The organism is Nocardia concava NBRC 100430, assembly GCF_000308815.1.
In the GTDB taxonomy this organism is placed as follows: Bacteria; Actinomycetota; Actinomycetes; order Mycobacteriales; family Mycobacteriaceae; genus Nocardia; species Nocardia concava.
The window spans coordinates 1-16,714 of sequence record NZ_BAFX01000180.1 but is presented as its reverse complement, the minus strand read 5'-3'; the positions used below and the strand labels follow the sequence as shown (position 1 = coordinate 16,714).

18 protein-coding genes and 1 pseudogene are annotated in these 16,714 nt (G+C 65.2%); 9 read left to right on the top strand and 10 right to left on the bottom strand.

Features of this window, described 5'->3' with window-relative positions:
• Positions 1-14 precede the first annotated feature (14 nt).
• The gene (locus tag ON43_RS45190; protein WP_157514305.1) at positions 15-569 is read right to left on the bottom strand and encodes a hypothetical protein; all 555 of its coding nucleotides are present in this window, start codon (positions 567-569) and stop codon (positions 15-17) included.
• Positions 570-685: 116 nt separating this feature from the next.
• Between ON43_RS45190 and ON43_RS35935 the strand changes: the two genes are divergently transcribed.
• Both ON43_RS35935 and ON43_RS35930 read left to right on the top strand, forming a co-directional pair.
• On the top strand, positions 686-1,078 hold the full coding sequence (locus ON43_RS35935) for a hypothetical protein (RefSeq protein WP_040814881.1): 393 nt from the start codon (positions 686-688) through the stop codon (positions 1,076-1,078).
• 545 nt (positions 1,079-1,623) lie between these two features.
• Positions 1,624-2,121, top strand: a complete 498-nt coding sequence (locus ON43_RS35930) for a hypothetical protein (protein WP_040814872.1) — start codon at positions 1,624-1,626, stop codon at positions 2,119-2,121.
• A 204-nt stretch (positions 2,122-2,325) separates the two neighbouring features.
• Here ON43_RS35930 and ON43_RS35925 read toward each other — a convergent pair whose 3' ends face one another.
• Positions 2,326-2,628 (bottom strand): hypothetical protein, encoded by a 303-nt coding sequence (locus tag ON43_RS35925; protein WP_157514304.1) that lies wholly within the window; start codon positions 2,626-2,628, stop codon positions 2,326-2,328.
• 197 nt (positions 2,629-2,825) lie between these two features.
• Between ON43_RS35925 and ON43_RS35920 the strand changes: the two genes are divergently transcribed.
• A complete protein-coding gene (locus ON43_RS35920) occupies positions 2,826-3,161 on the top strand; it encodes a hypothetical protein (RefSeq protein ID WP_040814868.1) in 336 nt (111 codons plus the stop codon).
• Between the two features lie 59 nt (positions 3,162-3,220).
• On the opposite strand, the gene ON43_RS35915 is transcribed toward ON43_RS35920, so the two are convergent.
• Both ON43_RS35915 and ON43_RS35910 read right to left on the bottom strand, forming a co-directional pair.
• The gene (locus ON43_RS35915; protein WP_040814866.1) at positions 3,221-3,430 is read right to left on the bottom strand and encodes a DUF397 domain-containing protein; all 210 of its coding nucleotides are present in this window, start codon (positions 3,428-3,430) and stop codon (positions 3,221-3,223) included.
• Positions 3,431-3,432: 2 nt separating this feature from the next.
• Positions 3,433-4,302: a helix-turn-helix domain-containing protein gene (locus ON43_RS35910; RefSeq protein ID WP_040814864.1), complete on the bottom strand. Its 870-nt coding sequence runs from the start codon at positions 4,300-4,302 to the stop codon at positions 3,433-3,435.
• 229 nt (positions 4,303-4,531) lie between these two features.
• On the opposite strand from ON43_RS35910, the gene ON43_RS35905 reads away from it, so the two are divergent.
• Together ON43_RS35905 and ON43_RS35900 are read left to right on the top strand one after the other, a co-directional pair.
• On the top strand, positions 4,532-4,921 hold the full coding sequence (locus tag ON43_RS35905) for a hypothetical protein (protein WP_040814862.1): 390 nt from the start codon (positions 4,532-4,534) through the stop codon (positions 4,919-4,921).
• On the top strand, positions 4,899-5,213 hold the full coding sequence (locus ON43_RS35900) for a hypothetical protein (RefSeq protein ID WP_040814860.1): 315 nt from the start codon (positions 4,899-4,901) through the stop codon (positions 5,211-5,213). The genes ON43_RS35905 and ON43_RS35900 overlap by 23 nt, the downstream gene beginning before the upstream one ends.
• Positions 5,214-5,236: 23 nt before the next feature.
• Here the strand turns inward: ON43_RS35900 and ON43_RS35895 are convergent, their stop codons facing one another.
• The 6 genes from ON43_RS35895 to ON43_RS35865 all read right to left on the bottom strand — a co-directional run bounded on the left by ON43_RS35895 (position 5,237) and on the right by ON43_RS35865 (position 11,930).
• Positions 5,237-5,566 carry an antibiotic biosynthesis monooxygenase gene (locus ON43_RS35895; protein ID WP_040814858.1) on the bottom strand — a complete coding sequence of 110 codons (330 nt, stop codon included), beginning with the start codon at positions 5,564-5,566 and terminating at the stop codon, positions 5,237-5,239.
• A 232-nt stretch (positions 5,567-5,798) separates the two neighbouring features.
• Positions 5,799-6,554 (bottom strand): class I SAM-dependent methyltransferase, encoded by a 756-nt coding sequence (locus tag ON43_RS35890; protein WP_051179687.1) that lies wholly within the window; start codon positions 6,552-6,554, stop codon positions 5,799-5,801.
• Positions 6,555-6,805: 251 nt separating this feature from the next.
• Positions 6,806-7,288: an NUDIX domain-containing protein gene (locus tag ON43_RS35885; protein ID WP_218003456.1), complete on the bottom strand. Its 483-nt coding sequence runs from the start codon at positions 7,286-7,288 to the stop codon at positions 6,806-6,808.
• Between the two features lie 76 nt (positions 7,289-7,364).
• Positions 7,365-8,744 carry a B12-binding domain-containing radical SAM protein gene (locus tag ON43_RS35880; protein ID WP_040814853.1) on the bottom strand — a complete coding sequence of 460 codons (1,380 nt, stop codon included), beginning with the start codon at positions 8,742-8,744 and terminating at the stop codon, positions 7,365-7,367.
• 132 nt (positions 8,745-8,876) lie between these two features.
• Positions 8,877-9,578 (bottom strand): hypothetical protein, encoded by a 702-nt coding sequence (locus ON43_RS35875; RefSeq protein ID WP_157514303.1) that lies wholly within the window; start codon positions 9,576-9,578, stop codon positions 8,877-8,879.
• A gap of 861 nt (positions 9,579-10,439) precedes the next feature.
• Complete coding sequence (locus ON43_RS35865) at positions 10,440-11,930, bottom strand: FAD-dependent oxidoreductase (protein WP_040814848.1); 1,491 nt, start codon at positions 11,928-11,930, stop codon at positions 10,440-10,442.
• 86 nt (positions 11,931-12,016) lie between these two features.
• Between ON43_RS35865 and ON43_RS35860 the strand changes: the two genes are divergently transcribed.
• From ON43_RS35860 to ON43_RS35845, 4 genes and pseudogenes are all read left to right on the top strand, one after another.
• Positions 12,017-12,775 carry a beta-phosphoglucomutase family hydrolase gene (locus ON43_RS35860; RefSeq protein WP_174416529.1) on the top strand — a complete coding sequence of 253 codons (759 nt, stop codon included), beginning with the start codon at positions 12,017-12,019 and terminating at the stop codon, positions 12,773-12,775.
• Positions 12,772-15,108, top strand: a pseudogene (locus ON43_RS35855) (glycoside hydrolase family 65 protein). Before ON43_RS35860 ends, ON43_RS35855 begins: the two are co-directional and overlap by 4 nt.
• 154 nt (positions 15,109-15,262) lie before the next feature.
• Positions 15,263-15,451: a hypothetical protein gene (locus tag ON43_RS35850; protein WP_040814875.1), complete on the top strand. Its 189-nt coding sequence runs from the start codon at positions 15,263-15,265 to the stop codon at positions 15,449-15,451.
• A gap of 216 nt (positions 15,452-15,667) precedes the next feature.
• The coding region (locus tag ON43_RS35845) for a family 1 glycosylhydrolase (RefSeq protein ID WP_040814873.1) at positions 15,668-16,714 on the top strand (1,047 nt) is incomplete at its 3' end.

Below are 16,714 nucleotides of genomic sequence, written 5' to 3'. Positions count from 1 at the left end.
ATCGCACCTTGTACTCAGGATTGCCGATGCGGTCCTCTGAGTTCTTCCCTGGATAGCGGGTGCGGGCATGTCATCCGGTACTCACCGGTACGTCGGTTGATGTACAGGTACCTCGGGTAGCTGCCGGATTCAGAGCATTGCCAGTGCTTTTCGCCGGGCGCGATCTGTATCGTCAGATTCTCGGCGGGACCGGTGAGCAGATCGATCGCCATCTGCTCTGCTTCGGCTCGGTTCACTTGCCGAACATCGGTGACGTATGAGAACAACCGGCTCACATACACCGACCACCATCGCACCCATGGATCACGACTGCTCGAAGCCTGGGAAGCGACAGCCTTCAATGCTGAATACTCTTGCGAGACTTTCCATCCCACGATTCGACGTGAGTAGTCGTGCAGGACCGTGGCGCAGTATCTCTGTTTGGGACAGTCGGCGTCTCCGGCAGCGTCCAACAGGAGCGGCAGCCCTACGGGGTCGTGGAGCAGCACGTCTTCATCCTGCTCCATCAACACTGCATCAGGGTCAACCGCCCAGGCCCAGAACGATTCTTCGTCAGTGAAAGGCCACACCCCCGCAGCCTAGCCAAGGCGTCGCAGGCCGGTTCCGTCAGCGCGATCCGCGGCAATAGCGGATGTTGCGCAAGCGCGTTTCGGAATGAGCGGAGGTGCCAGTCATGATGTGGTGTATGCAGTTTTCTCGCGACTTCACACCCACCGGCTGGGTCGCCATCTTCACGGGTACCGACACCCAGATCGGTCGCACGCGCACCGTCGACGGTTGGGACCCTGCGGGAGTCGCGTTGATAGTCGACCCAGAGAGGGGAATGCGGCGACCGGTTACGGACTACGCGGACTTCTCACACCTTGAAAAGGCAAGGCAGGTGGTCACCGCACTCCCGGGTGGAGGATGGAGCGCCTGTCAGCGAGGGCATCGACAGGGCGACCCGGACTCGACCATTGAGCCGGTCGTGGCATGGCTGGTGACTTCGGGTGGCGACCTCAAGCCGGTCACTTTGGATGCCGAAGGGCAGATCGGATTGTTCGACGACGCGGACCTTTTCTTCCCACCGAACCTCTAGTAGCGACTCCAGTTGCGGACGTCCCGCTCGCCACAGATCGGTTCGGCCGGTTGATCTTCGAATGGCCCGTCCGAACTGATTTGTAAGCGGCAGGATGGGACGTTGACACGATAGGGTCAGTCGGCGCTCAGACTTGGCCAGATCTCGCACTTTCCAGGGAAATTGGTCGAAAATTGCCGATTCCGAGGTGTTTGTGCGAGGTATGACCAATCACTCGGCATTCGGCATGATGGCGCGTTCGGCTAGCCGCGTGCAGGGCGCTCCGAAGGAGCATGTAAGGGGCAGTAGCAGATGGCGATGGACATTCGACGCGGCCTTCTCACTCAACGGAGCGCGCTAAGTTCCCCCGTTTTGGGCTATGGAACTTGGTTCCAGGGGAGGAACATTCGGCTGGCAGAAGCCGACCCGGCTCGATCGATCTACTATGCGGACTGCGAGAACGATCGGTCTTGTGCTGCAGTCGATCTCGATCACGGCTGCTGAGTAGACGTTGGAGTGACCGTGGACAACCCTGCTTCGGCTCTCCGCGGTCTTACGATCAGGCCATGGACCGTGACGCACCTCTGGCCAGAAACTCCTTCCGCGAACTGCATCCGATCGTCATGCCCCATCCACTTTCACAGCTGCCCGATCGTGTCTGGACTCTGAGTGAGTGGGACCGCATCCGGATGGGCTACCGGTCGCGGAGCATGGACGAGAGATGGAACATTCTCGCCGAAGGCGACATTGTCTTCTTGCACCGCAGTTGGACCGGTCACGGGATATACGAGGTGTCGTTCTCCCCGTTGGCCGGCGGCGGCCGAAAAATCACGTCGGCTGCCGTTGAGACGGATCCCCAGAGGTACCGGCGCAGGACCGACGAGCATGACCGCATGGTGATCGAGCTGATCATCAGCGACATCGTCCTCGGCGAACCCGCCCACGAGCTATGGGCCGCCTATACCGCCTCCAGCGCGGGACCGCGCCCCGGCAACACCGACGTCAGCCAACAGGCGACGCAGCAGAGCATTATGGGGCCACGCTCTGACCCGCACGCACAATGAGTAGCGGTGCCATCCCTGACTGATTAGATCGACCTGGGGGCTTCGATAACGCTGTGTAATTGGCAGGAGCGTGCGTTCGGGCCGACGTCAGACAGGCATGGCGACTTGATCTTCCGCTGGGACGCGCTGCTGGTTCGGTCAGCGAGTTCCGCGGCAATCGAGTGCGCTGGCTCGTACGTCCGGGTCGCCTGTGCAGACTCTCTGTCACTCGGGGGTGATCCATTGGATTTCGTCAACGATGTCGTTTTCGAGCAGATAGCGGTCCATCTCGAGATCGAGAATCGTTTGCGGATCGTTCAGGTTCACGCGGTACTCGCGTGCCTGCACGCGACCGTTGCCGAGGGTACGGACATTGGAGTATCGGCGGATCCCGAAGGGTGTCTCGAACTGGCCATACATCGTCCACCCGGTCTCGGGGGTTTCGCCTCTCATCTGGGCTGCACCTAGTTCGAACAGACGTTGTTGTTTGCCGGGATCGAGCTGTGAGAACGGATCTACTTCGTCCATTGGCTCCCCCTCGGATGTCACGAGTCCCTGCGTATGTCCGAAACCGCCTGCATCGCAGACGGTACCGGCACCCCCTGACAATTCAGGCCCGATCCGCTGGTGTACGGCGTCGGCTGCCGTGGGCGTGCGGCCGTCCCGACCCGAGCGATCAGCGGCATGTCGGTGCTGATGGCCCCGAGCCAGTGATACTGGTCCGTATGAGATGGATTCGCGACTACTACGCGGATGAGGGGATCTGGCTCTTGATCGAACTCGATGACGATGGCTGGCCGAACAGGCAGGTCGATCTTCGAGGTGCTGACGGTGTGCCCGTCACGGCCGCGTCGCTTGCAGAGGTGATGTACGCACGCGACCACGGGGGAATCGCTGAAGTTCAGGCGTACGAACGTAAGTACGGCGTGCTCGCGGAGGGTTGCGCCGACGGTTGGGACGTCGAAGTCAGTGGCCTCGACCAAATGTCGGCCGAGGAATTCGAAGCGGCCTGGACGATGGCTCGTCGAGCAATCGAGCAGCGGTGGCACACAGGTCGCTGAGAAGCTTCGGGGCTAGCGACAAATCGGCCAAGCCAACTACGACGAATCCACCATCTGGGTTAGGCCGGACGGTCGAATTCTCCGCTCGCCACGCTCGTGGTGAAGGCGTCCCATTCGCTGGGGGCGAAGACCAGGGCAGGCCCGGTGGGGTTCTTGGAGTCGCGTACGCCGACCATGCCCGCGTCCAGATGCGCGATTTCGACGCAGTCCTGACTGGCACCGCTGCGGCTGCTCTTGAACCACCGGGCCTTGGATAGGTCAACGGTCATTGTCATGCTCCCTTGCTCATGTGCCGCAGCAGATCCCGGCTCTGCCGCTCGTCCAACGCTACCCGCCGCATGGCCTCGTGAGCTGCCCGATAACGATCAACGCAGTCGCGGTCGTCGAAGTACATCGCGCCGGTATAGCTTTCGACGTAGACCACTGACGGCTCGCCGGACTGGCTGCTGTCGGCCCCGAAATCCAAGATGGTGAACGGTCCGGTCAGATCACCAAGCGGATTCCCTGCCGAAAAGGGCAGGACGTGGATGGTGATGTTCGGCTTGGTACTCAGTTCCGCCAGGTGGCGCAGTTGCGCGGACATGATTTTCGGGTTGCCGATCATCCGGTGCAGCACTGACTCATCCAGGATCACATCCAGTCTCGTGGGCTGCGCCCGGCGCGTGACCAGTACCTGGCGATGCATGCGCATCTCGACGCGGCGGCTGATCTCACTGTCGGCCTCGCCGGGTTTGCCCGACCGAATGAGCGCACGTGCATATTCGGGAGTCTGCGCCAAGCCGGGCACCAACTCCTGGAACGACGTCAACGACTCGGCTGCCGCCTCGAGGCCCATGTAGACATCGAAGTTGGCGGGGATAAGGTCCCCGTACTCGTGCCACCAACTCTTGGTATTGCCTTGCTGTGCAAGCCCTTTGAGTGCAGCCGTCTCGGTGTCGCTGGCGCCGAGTACCTGGCAGAGGGCTTCGATGTCCCACAGCCGGATTCGGTCGGCCTGGCCGGTCTCGAGCCGCTGTAGCGTCGTGGCTCCTCGTTCGATCCGCCGCGCGACCTCGGCGATGGTCATACCGGATTGCTGACGCAGTTCGCGCAGGTAGCGGCCGAGCTGCCGACGCGGGACTGTAGAACCGACTTCCGCCATGACGACCCCCTGATGGACGACGTAACCGCGATTTGTGGATGGCAGGCTGGCCCGTTGCGGATGATTGTCCCTCTATTCGCGAACGCGCCGCTGGGGTTTCGGATCAATTCCCACGGATTATCCATTTTCTGATGCTCTGTTGTCAGATTCAGGGTGTGCTGGGAATGCACCCGGTCCTACGTCACGGATCCCGAACCGCACGGCCGGATACCGAAGGGAGCCAGCCACAATGCGTAACAGCAGCCCGTGGTCGGTGCAGTCGATCATCGACCGCATCGAGCGAGAGAAGCAGCAGACCGCTGACGCCGAGCCCGTGGCGGATCACTTCACCACCGTCGGGTATCCGGTGTGCGGGTTGGGGCCGTGCCACACCGACCCCGGCAAACTGACTGTCGCACAAGCCCACACCGCGATGCAGTCGCACCTCGAATGCGGGGTGGACACTTGCCGGGTTCGGGGGCGAGCACGCAACACCCTGGTCGCCGCCGGGTGCATGGTCCTCGATCCGCGCGCCACCCGAGCACGGGAGAAAGCGTGGCCCGCTCTGTCCGTGCTCCTGCGGCTCGCCATATTCGGCTGTGGTGCAATGCTTCTCGGTGGCCGTCATGCTCTGCGATGACTCCGACCGGGTGGAGATCCAGGTGATCGAGGATGTGCTCGACACCGTCGAAACCCGGTTGCGTGAGCGCGAACGATGCGGCTGGCAGTTGACCGTCTCCCGCTCCCGGATCTACGCACTCGTCCTGCACGCTGTGATCACCAGCGCCCGCGCATCCCATCGTCTCCCCGCCACTCTCGACCGTGCCGAGATCCTCGACGCCATCTTCGACGGCACCGAACCCTCGGAATCTTGCCAAGGGACGCGGCCCGTCGAAGACGTCATCGTCGGTAACACCGTGAACGCCAACTGACCGTTCACTCGACAGGTCGGGGGTTACCGCCGGAGTGTGTCTCGATCCAGAGTCAGGGTGACCTCGTACAGGCCCGGGTTGGCCTGGCCGAATGCCTTGTTGGCCTGGATCATTCCTTTCGCCAGGAGATGTTCGATTACACGATGGGCGGCGTCGAGGTCGGTGCTCTGGGCGTAGTTGACTACCCGGGTGCCGTCGAGGCTGCGGTGCAGGCTGGCGGACAGCCAGCCGGGCACCTCGGCGGCGACCCGGGCAGCCCGGGCGAGATGCTCGATCAACGGTTGCTGCTGATCGGGTTCGACGGTGAACACATTGATCTGGGTGACGGTTCCGTCGACGCGAATGATGGGCATTGTTACTCCTCGAATCGATTCGAGGCGAGGACAAGCGAGAGATCGACGGACCGGAGAAACAGCCGCGCCAAACTCTCGGCGTTCTCGCCGATTGCTTGTCGCGGGTTCGCCACCGTGGTGGCGATACGGAGCCTCACAATGAGGGGGTTGGGCTTACCGATGCCAACCCAGGTCCTTTCGACTTCCCCAGGCTATCTCACGCCGGGCCGTCATGGCGCGAGGTCGCGATGCGTCAGTCTTTCTGGAGGACGAAAAACAGGAAGCCTAAGAAGCTTTCGCCGATGACGTCCTGGAACACCTCTGGGAACAGATCGCGGGCCGCAGGCGCCGGTGGCGGTTCGCTGATGACATCGATGCGAAATCCCGACCTGGTGAAGGCGTCGGTCATCGCGTGCAGCGGCCGGTCCCAGAAGCTCAACCGGGTGGACTGCCCACCTAAGGTCCACTCTTCGGTCCGTTCGCGGGTCTGGAAGTAGTCGGTCTTCTGCCCGGCCGAGCGTTCGGTGATCCAGATGGCGAAAGGATGCTCGACCGAGACGAGCAGACGACCACCGGGCTCGAGGACGCGCCGCAGCTCGGCCAGCGTCGGGCCCCAGTCCTTCAGGTAGTGCAGCACCAGAGACGCGATGACATCGTCGAAGGCGTTGTCGGGAAACAACAGTGGGTTCGAGAGGTCGGCGACACGCAGGTCCGCATCGGAGCCCAATCGGCGTCGAGCCAACTCCAGCATCCCGGCACTCGCGTCGATGCCGGTCACCTTGGCACCCCGGTCGCGCAGTTCGGCGAACAGAGCACCGGACCCGCATCCGGCGTCGAGAATCCGCCGCCCGCTCACGTCTCCGGCCAGCTCCAGCATCGCTGGCCGCTCGTAATAAGCGTTCATCAAGCTGGTCTCGTTCTCCGCGGCATACCCCTCCGCGATGCCGTCGTAGTTGTATGCCTGTGCGGCGTCGGCAGGAAGCGCGGCGCCTTCCGGAACTGAAGTCATGCGCCCCATCCTGGCATGCCCATCCGCCTAAGGGTTGTAATGCATTGTCAGGCAACAGTTCTGGATACTCGGCAATGAGGCCTGCAGTGCCAATGATCCCTGGGCTGCCTCGCGATTGCCGGCGCTCAGAGTTGGCCAGATCTCGCACTTTCCAGGGGAATTCGTCGAAAATTGCCGATTCCGAGGTGTTTGTGCGAGGTATGACCAATCACTCGGCATTCAGCACTTCAGCGCGTTCGATCGCGTTGGTATCAGGTCCGCGTGAGCCCGTCTTCCAGATAGACAGTCCTGCCCTCGATCCGAGCTTCTGCCGCGGCCGCCACCCGTCGAGCCATCGCGCTCGGCAGCCGCGTCGCGGCCTCGGCCTCATCACACCACGCCCAGTTGCGAAGTTCCTCGGTCTGAAGAACGATCGCCGATGTCTGGGAAGTGTCCAACTCGCCGCCATCGAAGATCAGCATCAAGCCATCGTCGGCATGTAGACCCGGCGGGACCCAGTCGACCGCCAGCAGCCGTCCGAGAGGCACGCGCAGACCCAGCTCTTCGTGGACCTCTCTGACAACGGCGGTCCCCGGCGATTCACCGGCCTCCACAACCCCGCCCGGCACTTCCCAATAGTCCTTGTACATAGGCTCAACCAGCAACACCCGGCCCAGCGCATCGACGAACAGCGCTCCCGCCCCCATCCGCTTCCGAGGCAGCCTGGCGATATATTCAGCCCGTTCGGATTCCATGGGGGACAACACTATCCACTTGCCCGGGGCTTGTTCTGTCCGTTTCCATCCGCGCGCTGAGCGGCCTTACAGGAGGCTACAAAGCGGGCCGCTCCCCGAAGCCCGACAGGACCGACTCGAGCAGCGGCAGGGCGTGTAGCACCTGGTGGGATCGAATCGCCAGGTTCCACAAGGGTTCGAACTTCTTCCAGCCGCCCGCGTAGGCCAGATGTCGCAATCGGCCTCGCATGCTTGGTTGGCCGGCTGTTCCACGCCAAATGGAGCCCCATTTGTAGAAATCCCGGTAGGCCCGCCAGTAACCGGCCTCGAGCTGTTCGGCAGTGAGGTTGCGAGGTTCGAATACGACGTGGCGAGTGTCGTAGCGGTCCCAGTCGCGGTGCACGATCCGGCCTTGGTCGGCGATCCGGTCGAACAAGGCGGTGCCGGGGTAGGGGGTCATGATGTGGAAGGTCGCGGTCTCGATTCCTTGGCGGATCGCCCAGTCCACGGTCTTGTCGAATACGTCAGGCCCGTCGTCGTCCATCCCGAACACGAAGCTCGCATTGACCATGACTCCCACATCGTGCAGTCGGCGGACCACCGCGCCGTAGTCCCGGCCGATGTTCTGCCGTTTGCGACTGGTCGCGAGGTTGGTGTCATTGATCGTCTCGAAGCCCACGAACAAGCTGCGCAGGCCGGCTTCCACTGCCTGTTCCAGCAGGTCGGGGGCGAGGATGGAATCGACGGTGCCGGCGGCCTGCCACAGTCGGCCCATGCCCCGCATGCCTTCGAACAACTCCGAGGCAAATCGCCGATTGCCGAATAGGTGATCGTCCAGGAAATACAGATGCCGACCGGGCAGCCGGTCGATCTCGGCGAGTGCGGCGTCCACGGTCTGGGTGTAGAACGACTTCCCACCCTCGAAAAAGGCGTCCTTGTAACAGAAGTCGCAGTGATGCGGACACCCTCGCGACACCACGATCGAGTTGGGGACCAGATACCGGTGCCGAGCAATGAGGTCCCGGCGCACCGGAGGCAGCCCGGCGAGTGTCCGATCCGTACTGTCGTAACGTTTCTCGGCACGACCGCGGCGCCAGTCGGCCAGGAATACCGGCCAGGTGTCCTCACCCGGGCCGCAGAAGATCGTATCTGCGTGCTGGGCCGCCTCCTCCGGCAGCGAGGTGACGTGCAGGCCTCCCAGCACCACGTACGCGCCGCGCGCCCGGTAGTGGTCGGCGAGTTCGTAGGAGCGGCGCGCCGAGGTGATGTACACCTGAATCACCACCAGGTCCGGGACCGGGTCATCATCGGTCCGAAGCCGCTCGACATGCTCGTCATGCAGGCTGATCTCGGCGTCGGCGGGCAGATAACCGGCCAGGGTCGCCAGCCCGAGCGGTGGGAACAGCGAGTATTTGATCGGCCGAAACAACGGACTCGTCGCCTCGGTGAGGGCCGGCAGGATCATCTTCACACGCATGCGCCAACGCTAGATCGCCGTTGTGATGCTGCCGCGCACACAATGCGGAGATCCTGTGTAGGACTCGGTACCGAACTACGGTGCGCTTGTTGACTTTCCCGTCCGCTGATTCCTGCTTGCTTCGATTCTTCCTCAGACGACAGAAGGACGGCTCAGGCTCGACCATAGAGGGTGGCCTTGCTCGGCAAAGCGACGCGCAAGCTCGCGGCGGGCATTGTCGTCCCCGATAGAGTTGTTCACGCAGAAACGACCCTCGGCAGCGGTCAGGAGCTTCACGTTGACCAGGCGGATCGAGGACAGCGGGCCCGAAACTGTGGCGGGTAGTTCAGTGTCGGTCAGCCCCAGCATCACCACGGCCATCTCGTCGTCCAAATAGTCGTCGGCACCATCGACGAGGTCCAGGTCGGGCAGGGCCAGCGTGATCAGGTCGTACCGGTCGAGCATGCCGGTAACTCTGAACCCGAAGTGCGCCACCTGATTCGACACCGATCGCACCAAATCGCCCAGCCATGATGTGGCGACGGCGATTGTATCGCCGTCGGCGGGTACGTCCGCCGAGATGCCGTACACCTCGAGTTCATAGCCGTTGGTCGGTTCGGCGTCATCCCAGGCTGTGGGGTCGGCGAGACCGCTGCTGGCAACCAGCAGAGCATTGTCGCGACGAGTGATCGTGTAGGCCTGGCGCAGCGCCGGCCAAGCCGGGCCACCCAGGAAAGCCGGGTTGATCAGGTGGGCGATCACGTCGGTGTCGAGACGCCCCCAGGAAGCCCATGCAGTATCGATCGCCTCCGCAGTCGCGAAGGTGAGGGATTCGTCCATTTCGTCGCTCTTCACAGCGCAACCCTAGGCCACCGCCGCAACTGCCTGCTATCCGAACAAGTAGCGCGCGCAACGGAATCCGAAACGGCGCGGGTCATCCATACCGGACAAGACGCGGGACAGCAGTTCTCCCGGCCGCAGATCGCGGACCTCAGGATGGCCTGCCTCACCCCGATTCGAACGGCGCGGGTCGCGGCATTTCATGGTGTTGTCGCGCATCGAACCGCGCGCCGCGCAGCATGGCCGTACCTGGCCCGGCGAGAAGCCGCTCGAGTTGATCATGGGCCTAAACCTGCAATATGGCGGCCTAATGGACGGAAAACTGCCGTCCGACAGCGATTTGTGTAGGGATAGGCCCATCATCGTGAAATTGGCGTGAGCGCGGACCCGCTTGCCGAGCGGCAGCCGTTCACGGATGCCTGGGCGTTTCCCTTGGGGATGGTCGGGTAGGCGGTCGACATGGGAATGTCATTGTGGGGTCGGAAGTCGGTTGTCGTCGGTGGGGTGTTGGTGGGGGTGATGGTGGCGGGGTGTGGGCATCAGGTTGGGGTGCCGGCGACTACGGCGTCGAATTCGTCTGTGGTGAAGGGGGTTCCGACTTCGCCGGGGGAGTTGGTGCCGCCGCAGAGTTCGCGGGAGGTTTCGGCGCCGTCGGCTATTTCGCCGGCGCAGATGCGGCGGAAGACGTGTGAGGATTTGCTGCCTCGGGTGGACAAGTTGCGGAAGGAGTCGGGGCAGGGTGCGGTGGATCAGGCGGTTGAGGAGGCGATTGGCAATTTTCCGAAGACTGCCGATTGGCCTGTGCTGACTCCGGAGCAGCAGCAGGCCGCGGTGGACGGGGCGCGGGACGCGGGCGCTGGGAAGTGCCAATAGCGGTCAATCCGGAAGGCGGCGTAGGGGTTTGGTGGCGGGGCCCTCTAGGAGGGTGCCGTCGGGAGCGAAGCGGGAGCCGTGTAGGGGGCAGTCCCAGGATTGGTCGGCGGTGTTCCAGCGGACTATGCCGTAGAGGTGGGGGCAGATGGCGGAGACGGCGGTGGTGACGCCGTCGACGGTGGAGGTGGCGGTGGGGGAGAGCAGGCGGCGGTTGACTCGGCCGCAGCCTTCGGGTGGGGCGGGCTCGTCGCCGGTGCGCGCGACGTGTAGCCAGCCCGCCGAGAACTGGAGGGCCACACTGCCGTTCGCGGTGAGGGCGGCGGGGATTCCGGTCGCGTCGGTGGGGCGCCAGCTCGCGAGGGCGCCGGACCAGTGCGGGGGTTTGCCGGTGATGCGGCCCGCCAAGGCCAAGGCCGCGGCCACCGCGTTGGTCAGGCCCCATTTCGCGTAGCCGGTGGCGATCAGGATGCCGTCCTGGCCGGGGAGCAGCGGGCCGGCGTGGGGGAGTTCGCCGGTGGGGTAGTAGTCCTGGGCCGACCAGGTGGCCATCGGGTCGTCGACGGCGAAGTAGCGCTGGGTCCAGGAGACGAGATCGCCGACGCGGGCGGCGGTGTCGCTGTCGCGGCCCACGGTGTGGCCGTTGCCGCCGACCAGGAGGATGTCGCCGTCGGGGTCGGGGACCTGGCGCAGGGAGCGCGTGGGTTCGCCCGCGCTGATGTACATGCCGGTGGGCGCGGGGGCCGGGAGCCGGAAGGCGGTCAGGTAGGAACGCTGGGGGACCAGGCGGGCGAAGAAGCCGCCGCGGTCGAGAATCGGTGTGCCGGTGGCCAGGATGACGGTTCCGGCCTCGATCGGACCGTGCTCGGTATCGATGAGGAACCCGCCCGACTTGCCGGACCGGACACCCTGCGCGCGACTGGATTCGAAGATCTGCACCCCGTGCGACTCGACCTCGGCGGCCAGCACGGCCAGCAGCGCCATCGGATTCAGCTGCGCCTGATCGGCCAGCCGCACCGCGGTTTTCGCGGGGAACGGCACCTCGAGGCTCTCCACCAGTTCGACGGGCAGTCCGGCCTGCTCCAGCACCCGGTGCTCGGCCCGCACCCGCTCGACCTCCCGGTCGGACTGGGCGTAGGTATAAGCGTCGGCGTACTGCACGGGCACACCGGCGTGCGCGCAATAGTCCAGCAGCCACCGCTGCCCCTCCGCATTCGCGTCGAGGTACATGCGCAATGAATCCGCCGAGTGCCGCCGCCGAATCCTCTGGCCGCGCACACCCTGCAGCAGACTCACCTTCGCGGTACTGGCCCCCGTGGTCCCCTCGCCGATCCGCCGCGCCTCCACCACCGTGACGTCGATTCCGTTCTGCGCCAGCAGCAATGCCGTCGTCAGTCCGGTGAGCCCGCCGCCGAGCACGACGACGTCGGAACGGAGTCCGGGCGTGACGCGCAAGCGGGCCGGGCGGGGGAGGTCGGTCAGCCACAGTGGAGTCATAGCCCGGGCATAACCGTCCAGACGAGGGCGAAACGCCGCCCCGGCCGCACGGTTTGATCGACCGATCGCGCGGGTAGGCCGGGAACATGACACGCGACGACGTGGCGGACGTCGGGCCATTGGGGTTGCCGAAGGCGATCTCGGCGGCGCTGTTCGATCTCGACGGGGTGCTGACCAGCACGGCCGCACTGCACGAGCGGGCCTGGAAACAAGTGTTCGACGAATTCCTGGCGGCCCGCTGCGGTCCGGAGTACGAGCCGTTCTCCACCCAGGACTACCAGTGGCACGTGGACGGGCGACCCCGGCTCGACGGCGTGCGCGAATTCCTGAAGTCCCGGAATATCACTGTGCCGGAAGAGAACACCGACGAGTGGACGGTACAGGGCATCGGCGAACGCAAGGATCGACTGCTGAAGTCGATGATCGAGCAGGACGGCGTGCACGTCTACCCCGGATCGGTCGACTATCTGACCGCGGTGCGCGACGCGGGACTGCGGATCGCAGTGGTGTCCTCCTCGGCCAACGCCGCCGCGGTCCTGGCCTCCGCCGAGCTGACGGACTTCATCGAGGTCCGCATAGACGGCAACACCTTCGCCGAACGCGAGCTCGCCGGTAAACCCGCGCCGGACGGATTCCTGGCCGCAGCCGAGGAACTGGGCGTATCGCCCGAGCACGCAGCGGTTTTCGAGGATGCGGTGGCCGGTGTCGAGGCCGGGCACGCGGGCGAGTTCGGGTTCGTGATCGGCGTCGAGCGCATCGGCTCGCCACAACATGTCGCAGCCCTGCGGGAAGCGGGCGCGGACGTCGTGGTCTCGGATCTGGCGAAGCTGACGGAGCCGGCATGAGCGATGCCGGATTCGAGATCGCACCGTGGGAATTACGCTGGCGCGGACTGGATCTCGACGCGCTGCACCGCACAGAATCGATCTTCGCACTCTCCAACGGCCACCTGGGGCTGCGCGGGACCTTCGAGGAGGGCGAGCCCGTCGGCATGCCGGGCACCTACCTCAACGGCTTCTACGAATCGCGCGTACTGCCCTATGCCGAAATCGGATTCGGCAATCCGGAGCAGGGCCAGACCGTGGTGAACGTGACCGACGGCAAGATCATCCGATTGCTCGTGGAGGACGAGCCGATGGATCTGCGCTACGGGCACACCGAATCCCACCAGCGGGTGCTGGACTTCCGCTCCGGCACGCTGCGTCGGGACACGGTGTGGACCTCGCCGACCGGTCAGAAGGTTCGAATCCGCTCGGAGCGGCTGGTGTCCTTCACCGAGCGGGCCGTAGCCGCCATCCGCTACCGGGTCGAACCCGTCGACGACGATCTCGAACTGGTGGTGCAGTCGGATCTGCTGGCGAACGAACCCGTTTCGGCCACGCCCGGCGATCCGCGGCTGGCCGCCGCGCTGGACCGGCCGCTGGTCGCCGATCACCACGGCGCGGGCGAGCTCGCCGCCGTCCTGGTCCACCACACCCGCCGCTCCGGGCTGCGGATGGCGGCGGGCATGAACCACGAACTCGAGGTCGGGAACACGCCCCGCCGCGCCGTGCACGTCGAGGACGATCTCGCCCGGGTGACCATCGCGGCCGATGTGGCGCGCGGAGAGGGCCTGTGCCTGACCAAGTTCCTCGCCTACGGCTGGTCCGCGCGCCGCTCCGCACCGGCGCTGCGCGCGCAGGTGGAGGCGGCGCTCGCGGCGGGCATGGAGATCGGCTGGGCGGGACTGCTGGAGCGCCAGCGCGCCTATCTCGACGAGTTCTGGGCGCTGGCCGATATCGAACTCGACGGCGATCCCGAATTGCAGCAGGCGGTCCGGTTCGCCCTGTTCCACGTCCTGCAGGCGGGCGCGCGCGGCGAGGCCCGCGCCATTCCCGCCAAGGGCCTGACCGGACCCGGCTACGACGGGCACGCGTTCTGGGACACCGAAACCTATGTGCTGCCGGTCCTCACCTACACCGTGCCCGGCGCCGCCCGCGACGCACTGCGCTGGCGGCACGCAACCCTCGATCAGGCGCGGCGGCGCGCGACCGAACTCGGTCAGCAGGGCGTGATGTTCCCGTGGCGGTCGATCAACGGCGAGGAGGCCTCCGGCTACTGGCCCACCGCCACCGCGGCCGTGCACGTCAACGCCGACATCGCCGACGCCACCGCGCGCTATCTGGCCGCGACCGGCGACGAGGAGTTCGAAACCGAGTGTGGCATAGAACTTCTCGTCGAAACCGCGCGCCTGTGGTCGAGCCTGGGCCACCTGGAATCCGACGGCTTCCGCATCGACGGCGTCACCGGCCCCGACGAGTACTCGGCCCTGGCCGACAACAACCTCTACACCAATCTGCTCGCGCAACGGAACCTGCGCGAGGCGGCCGCGGGCTGCCTGCGCCGCGGCGATGTGGCCGAGCGGCTGGGCGTGCCCGCCACGTAGATCTCGCGCTGGCAGCACTATGCCGACGCCATGCTGCTGCCCTTCAATCGCGAACTGGGTGTCTACGAGCAGTCCGAGGGCTTCACCCGTTACGCCCCTTGGGATTTCGATGCCACGCCGCCGGAGAAATACCCGCTGCTGCTGAACTACCCGTACTTCGACCTCTACCGGCTGCAGGTCGTGAAACAGGCCGACCTGGTGCTGGCAATGTACCTGTGCCCCAGCGCCTTCGAGCCCGAGCAGAAGCTGCGCGCCTTCACCTACTACGAGGCGCTGACCGTCCGCGACTCCTCTCTCTCGGCCAGCGTCCAGTCGGTCCTGGCCGCCGAGGTCGGCCATCTCGCCCTGGCCTACGACTACTTCGCCGAGGCGGCCCTCACCGATCTGCACGACCTCCACCACAATGTCGGCGCGGGTCTGCACGTCGCCGCCCTCGCGGGCGCCTGGCTGTGCTGTGTCGGCGGCTTCGGCGGCTTCCGCGATCACACCGACCACCCTTGCTTCGCGCCGCGCCTGCCCGAGCCCCTCGATCGCCTGGCCTTCCGACTGCAATGGCGCGCCAGCCGAATCGCCGTCGACATCACCGCCCGAACCACCACCTACCGCTTGCTCGCGGGCCCACCCCTGCCGCTGGCCCACCACGGCGACATCCACAAACTCACCGACACCCCGCTGACCCTGCCCAACCCCGCGCCACCCACCGTGCCGGACATCATCCAGCCGCGCGGCCGCGCACCCCGCCCCCGCGCCTGAAGCCCTGTTTGCAGGTCGGGGGCGCGGGTATCGCGATCACGGGTCCGGTAAGCGCGGACCCTGGCCCGGAACCAGCGATGGAGGCAGGACAATGGGCATCTATGAGGACCGATGGGAGCGGGGGCCGGCACGGGCGCAATTCGCCGGGGGATTCATGCTTCTCGTCGTCATCTGGCTGATCGTCGGGGCGGTCGCGGCCGGACAGCGGCACTACTATGACAGCACACCCACCAACTGTGCGAGCGCGGGCACCATCGCCGTCACCATCCTGGCGGGACCGCTCAACTACGCCGGAGTGAATCCGAAGATCCACGAGTGCAACGTGCCCCAGCCCAGCCCGTAGTCACGCGGGAACCAGCCCGGCGGTGGTCAACGCCGCCCGGGTGGCGTGATCCTCGAGCGCGCCGACCCGTTGACGGCTCCTTGCCGCCGGAGGTCGTGACCGAGACCCTGCTGCGGACCAACGACCAGGGGCGTTAGTTCGATCTGATCGGTTCGGATCGAAAGCGGCTATCGGGCAGGTAATCTCGATCCGATGGGGCGCCGTGCGTTGTTCACGATGGTCTGTATCGTTCTGGCCGCCTGGGGTGTGGTCGTCGCGCCTGGTCGGGGCGCCGCCGACCCCGGGGTGCCGCCCGTGGGCTCCAATTTCCTCTGGGGCGTATCCAGTTCCGGGTTCCAGAGCGAAGGCTTTGCGCCGGACAGCAATTGGAGCCGGTACGCCGGGGCTGGCTACGGCAACTCCGTCGACTTCCTGCACCGCTACGACGAGGACATTCGCAATGCTGCCGACCTGGGGGTCGGCGTGTACCGGGTCAGTGTGGAATGGGCACGGGTGCAGCCGAATCCGGGCGAATGGGATTTCTCGTTCTACGACGGGATGATCGGGCGGATCCGGGCGGCCGGGATGCGGCCGATGATCACGCTCGACCATTGGGTGTTCCCCGGATGGGCGGTCGATCGGGGCGGATGGCGCAATCCGGGCATGGTGGAGGACTGGCTGACCAATGCCCGTGCGGTCGTGGACCGGTACGCATCGGCGGATCCGCTGTGGGTCACATTCAACGAACCGCTCGCCTATGCGGCGAAGGAGCAACAGATCGGCGATCTGGGCGCGGTGGACGTGGTACCCATGATCGACCGGATGGTCGCCGCGCATCGCGCCATCTACGACCATATCCATGCGCGCCAGCCCGGCGCGATGGTGACCAGCAATCTCGCGTACACGTCGATCGGCGCGGGCCAGGCCGACGCGTCGTTCGTCGACCGCGTCGCCGACAAGCTCGACTACATCGGAATCGATTACTACTACGGCGGATCGGTGAGCAAGCCGCCGAATCTCATCGCGCAACTGATCAACCAGCCGTCGAGTCTCATCCTCGAGCCGGACGGCATCTACTACGCGCTGCGGCGGTACGCGGGGAAGTTCCCGGGCCGCCCGCTCTATGTGGTGGAGAACGGCATGCCGTTGGACAACGGCTCACCCACCACCGACGGCATGACCCGCGAGGACAACCTGCGCGACACCGTGTACTGGGTGCAGCGCGCCAAGGCCGACGGGATGAACGTCATCGGCTACAACTACTGGAGCATCACCGACAACTAT

What these genes read in the sequence shown, in the direction of transcription:
- ON43_RS35910 (WP_040814864.1), bottom strand. Translation starts at nt 4,302, where the DNA reads ATGGCGGAAGTCGGTTCTACAGTCCCGCGTCGGCAGCTCGGCCGCTAC.
- ON43_RS35915 (WP_040814866.1), bottom strand. Translation starts at nt 3,430, where the DNA reads ATGACCGTTGACCTATCCAAGGCCCGGTGGTTCAAGAGCAGCCGCAGC.
- ON43_RS35865 (WP_040814848.1), bottom strand. Translation starts at nt 11,930, where the DNA reads ATGACTCCACTGTGGCTGACCGACCTCCCCCGCCCGGCCCGCTTGCGC.
- ON43_RS35880 (WP_040814853.1), bottom strand. Translation starts at nt 8,744, where the DNA reads ATGCGTGTGAAGATGATCCTGCCGGCCCTCACCGAGGCGACGAGTCCG.
- ON43_RS35895 (WP_040814858.1), bottom strand. Translation starts at nt 5,566, where the DNA reads ATGCCCATCATTCGCGTCGACGGAACCGTCACCCAGATCAATGTGTTC.
- ON43_RS35885 (WP_218003456.1), bottom strand. Translation starts at nt 7,288, where the DNA reads ATGGAATCCGAACGGGCTGAATATATCGCCAGGCTGCCTCGGAAGCGG.
- ON43_RS35925 (WP_157514304.1), bottom strand. Translation starts at nt 2,628, where the DNA reads ATGGACGAAGTAGATCCGTTCTCACAGCTCGATCCCGGCAAACAACAA.
- ON43_RS35930 (WP_040814872.1), top strand. Translation starts at nt 1,624, where the DNA reads ATGGACCGTGACGCACCTCTGGCCAGAAACTCCTTCCGCGAACTGCAT.
- ON43_RS35890 (WP_051179687.1), bottom strand. Translation starts at nt 6,554, where the DNA reads ATGACTTCAGTTCCGGAAGGCGCCGCGCTTCCTGCCGACGCCGCACAG.
- ON43_RS35850 (WP_040814875.1), top strand. Translation starts at nt 15,263, where the DNA reads ATGCTTCTCGTCGTCATCTGGCTGATCGTCGGGGCGGTCGCGGCCGGA.
- ON43_RS35920 (WP_040814868.1), top strand. Translation starts at nt 2,826, where the DNA reads ATGAGATGGATTCGCGACTACTACGCGGATGAGGGGATCTGGCTCTTG.
- ON43_RS35860 (WP_174416529.1), top strand. Translation starts at nt 12,017, where the DNA reads ATGACACGCGACGACGTGGCGGACGTCGGGCCATTGGGGTTGCCGAAG.
- ON43_RS35935 (WP_040814881.1), top strand. Translation starts at nt 686, where the DNA reads ATGCAGTTTTCTCGCGACTTCACACCCACCGGCTGGGTCGCCATCTTC.
- ON43_RS35905 (WP_040814862.1), top strand. Translation starts at nt 4,532, where the DNA reads ATGCGTAACAGCAGCCCGTGGTCGGTGCAGTCGATCATCGACCGCATC.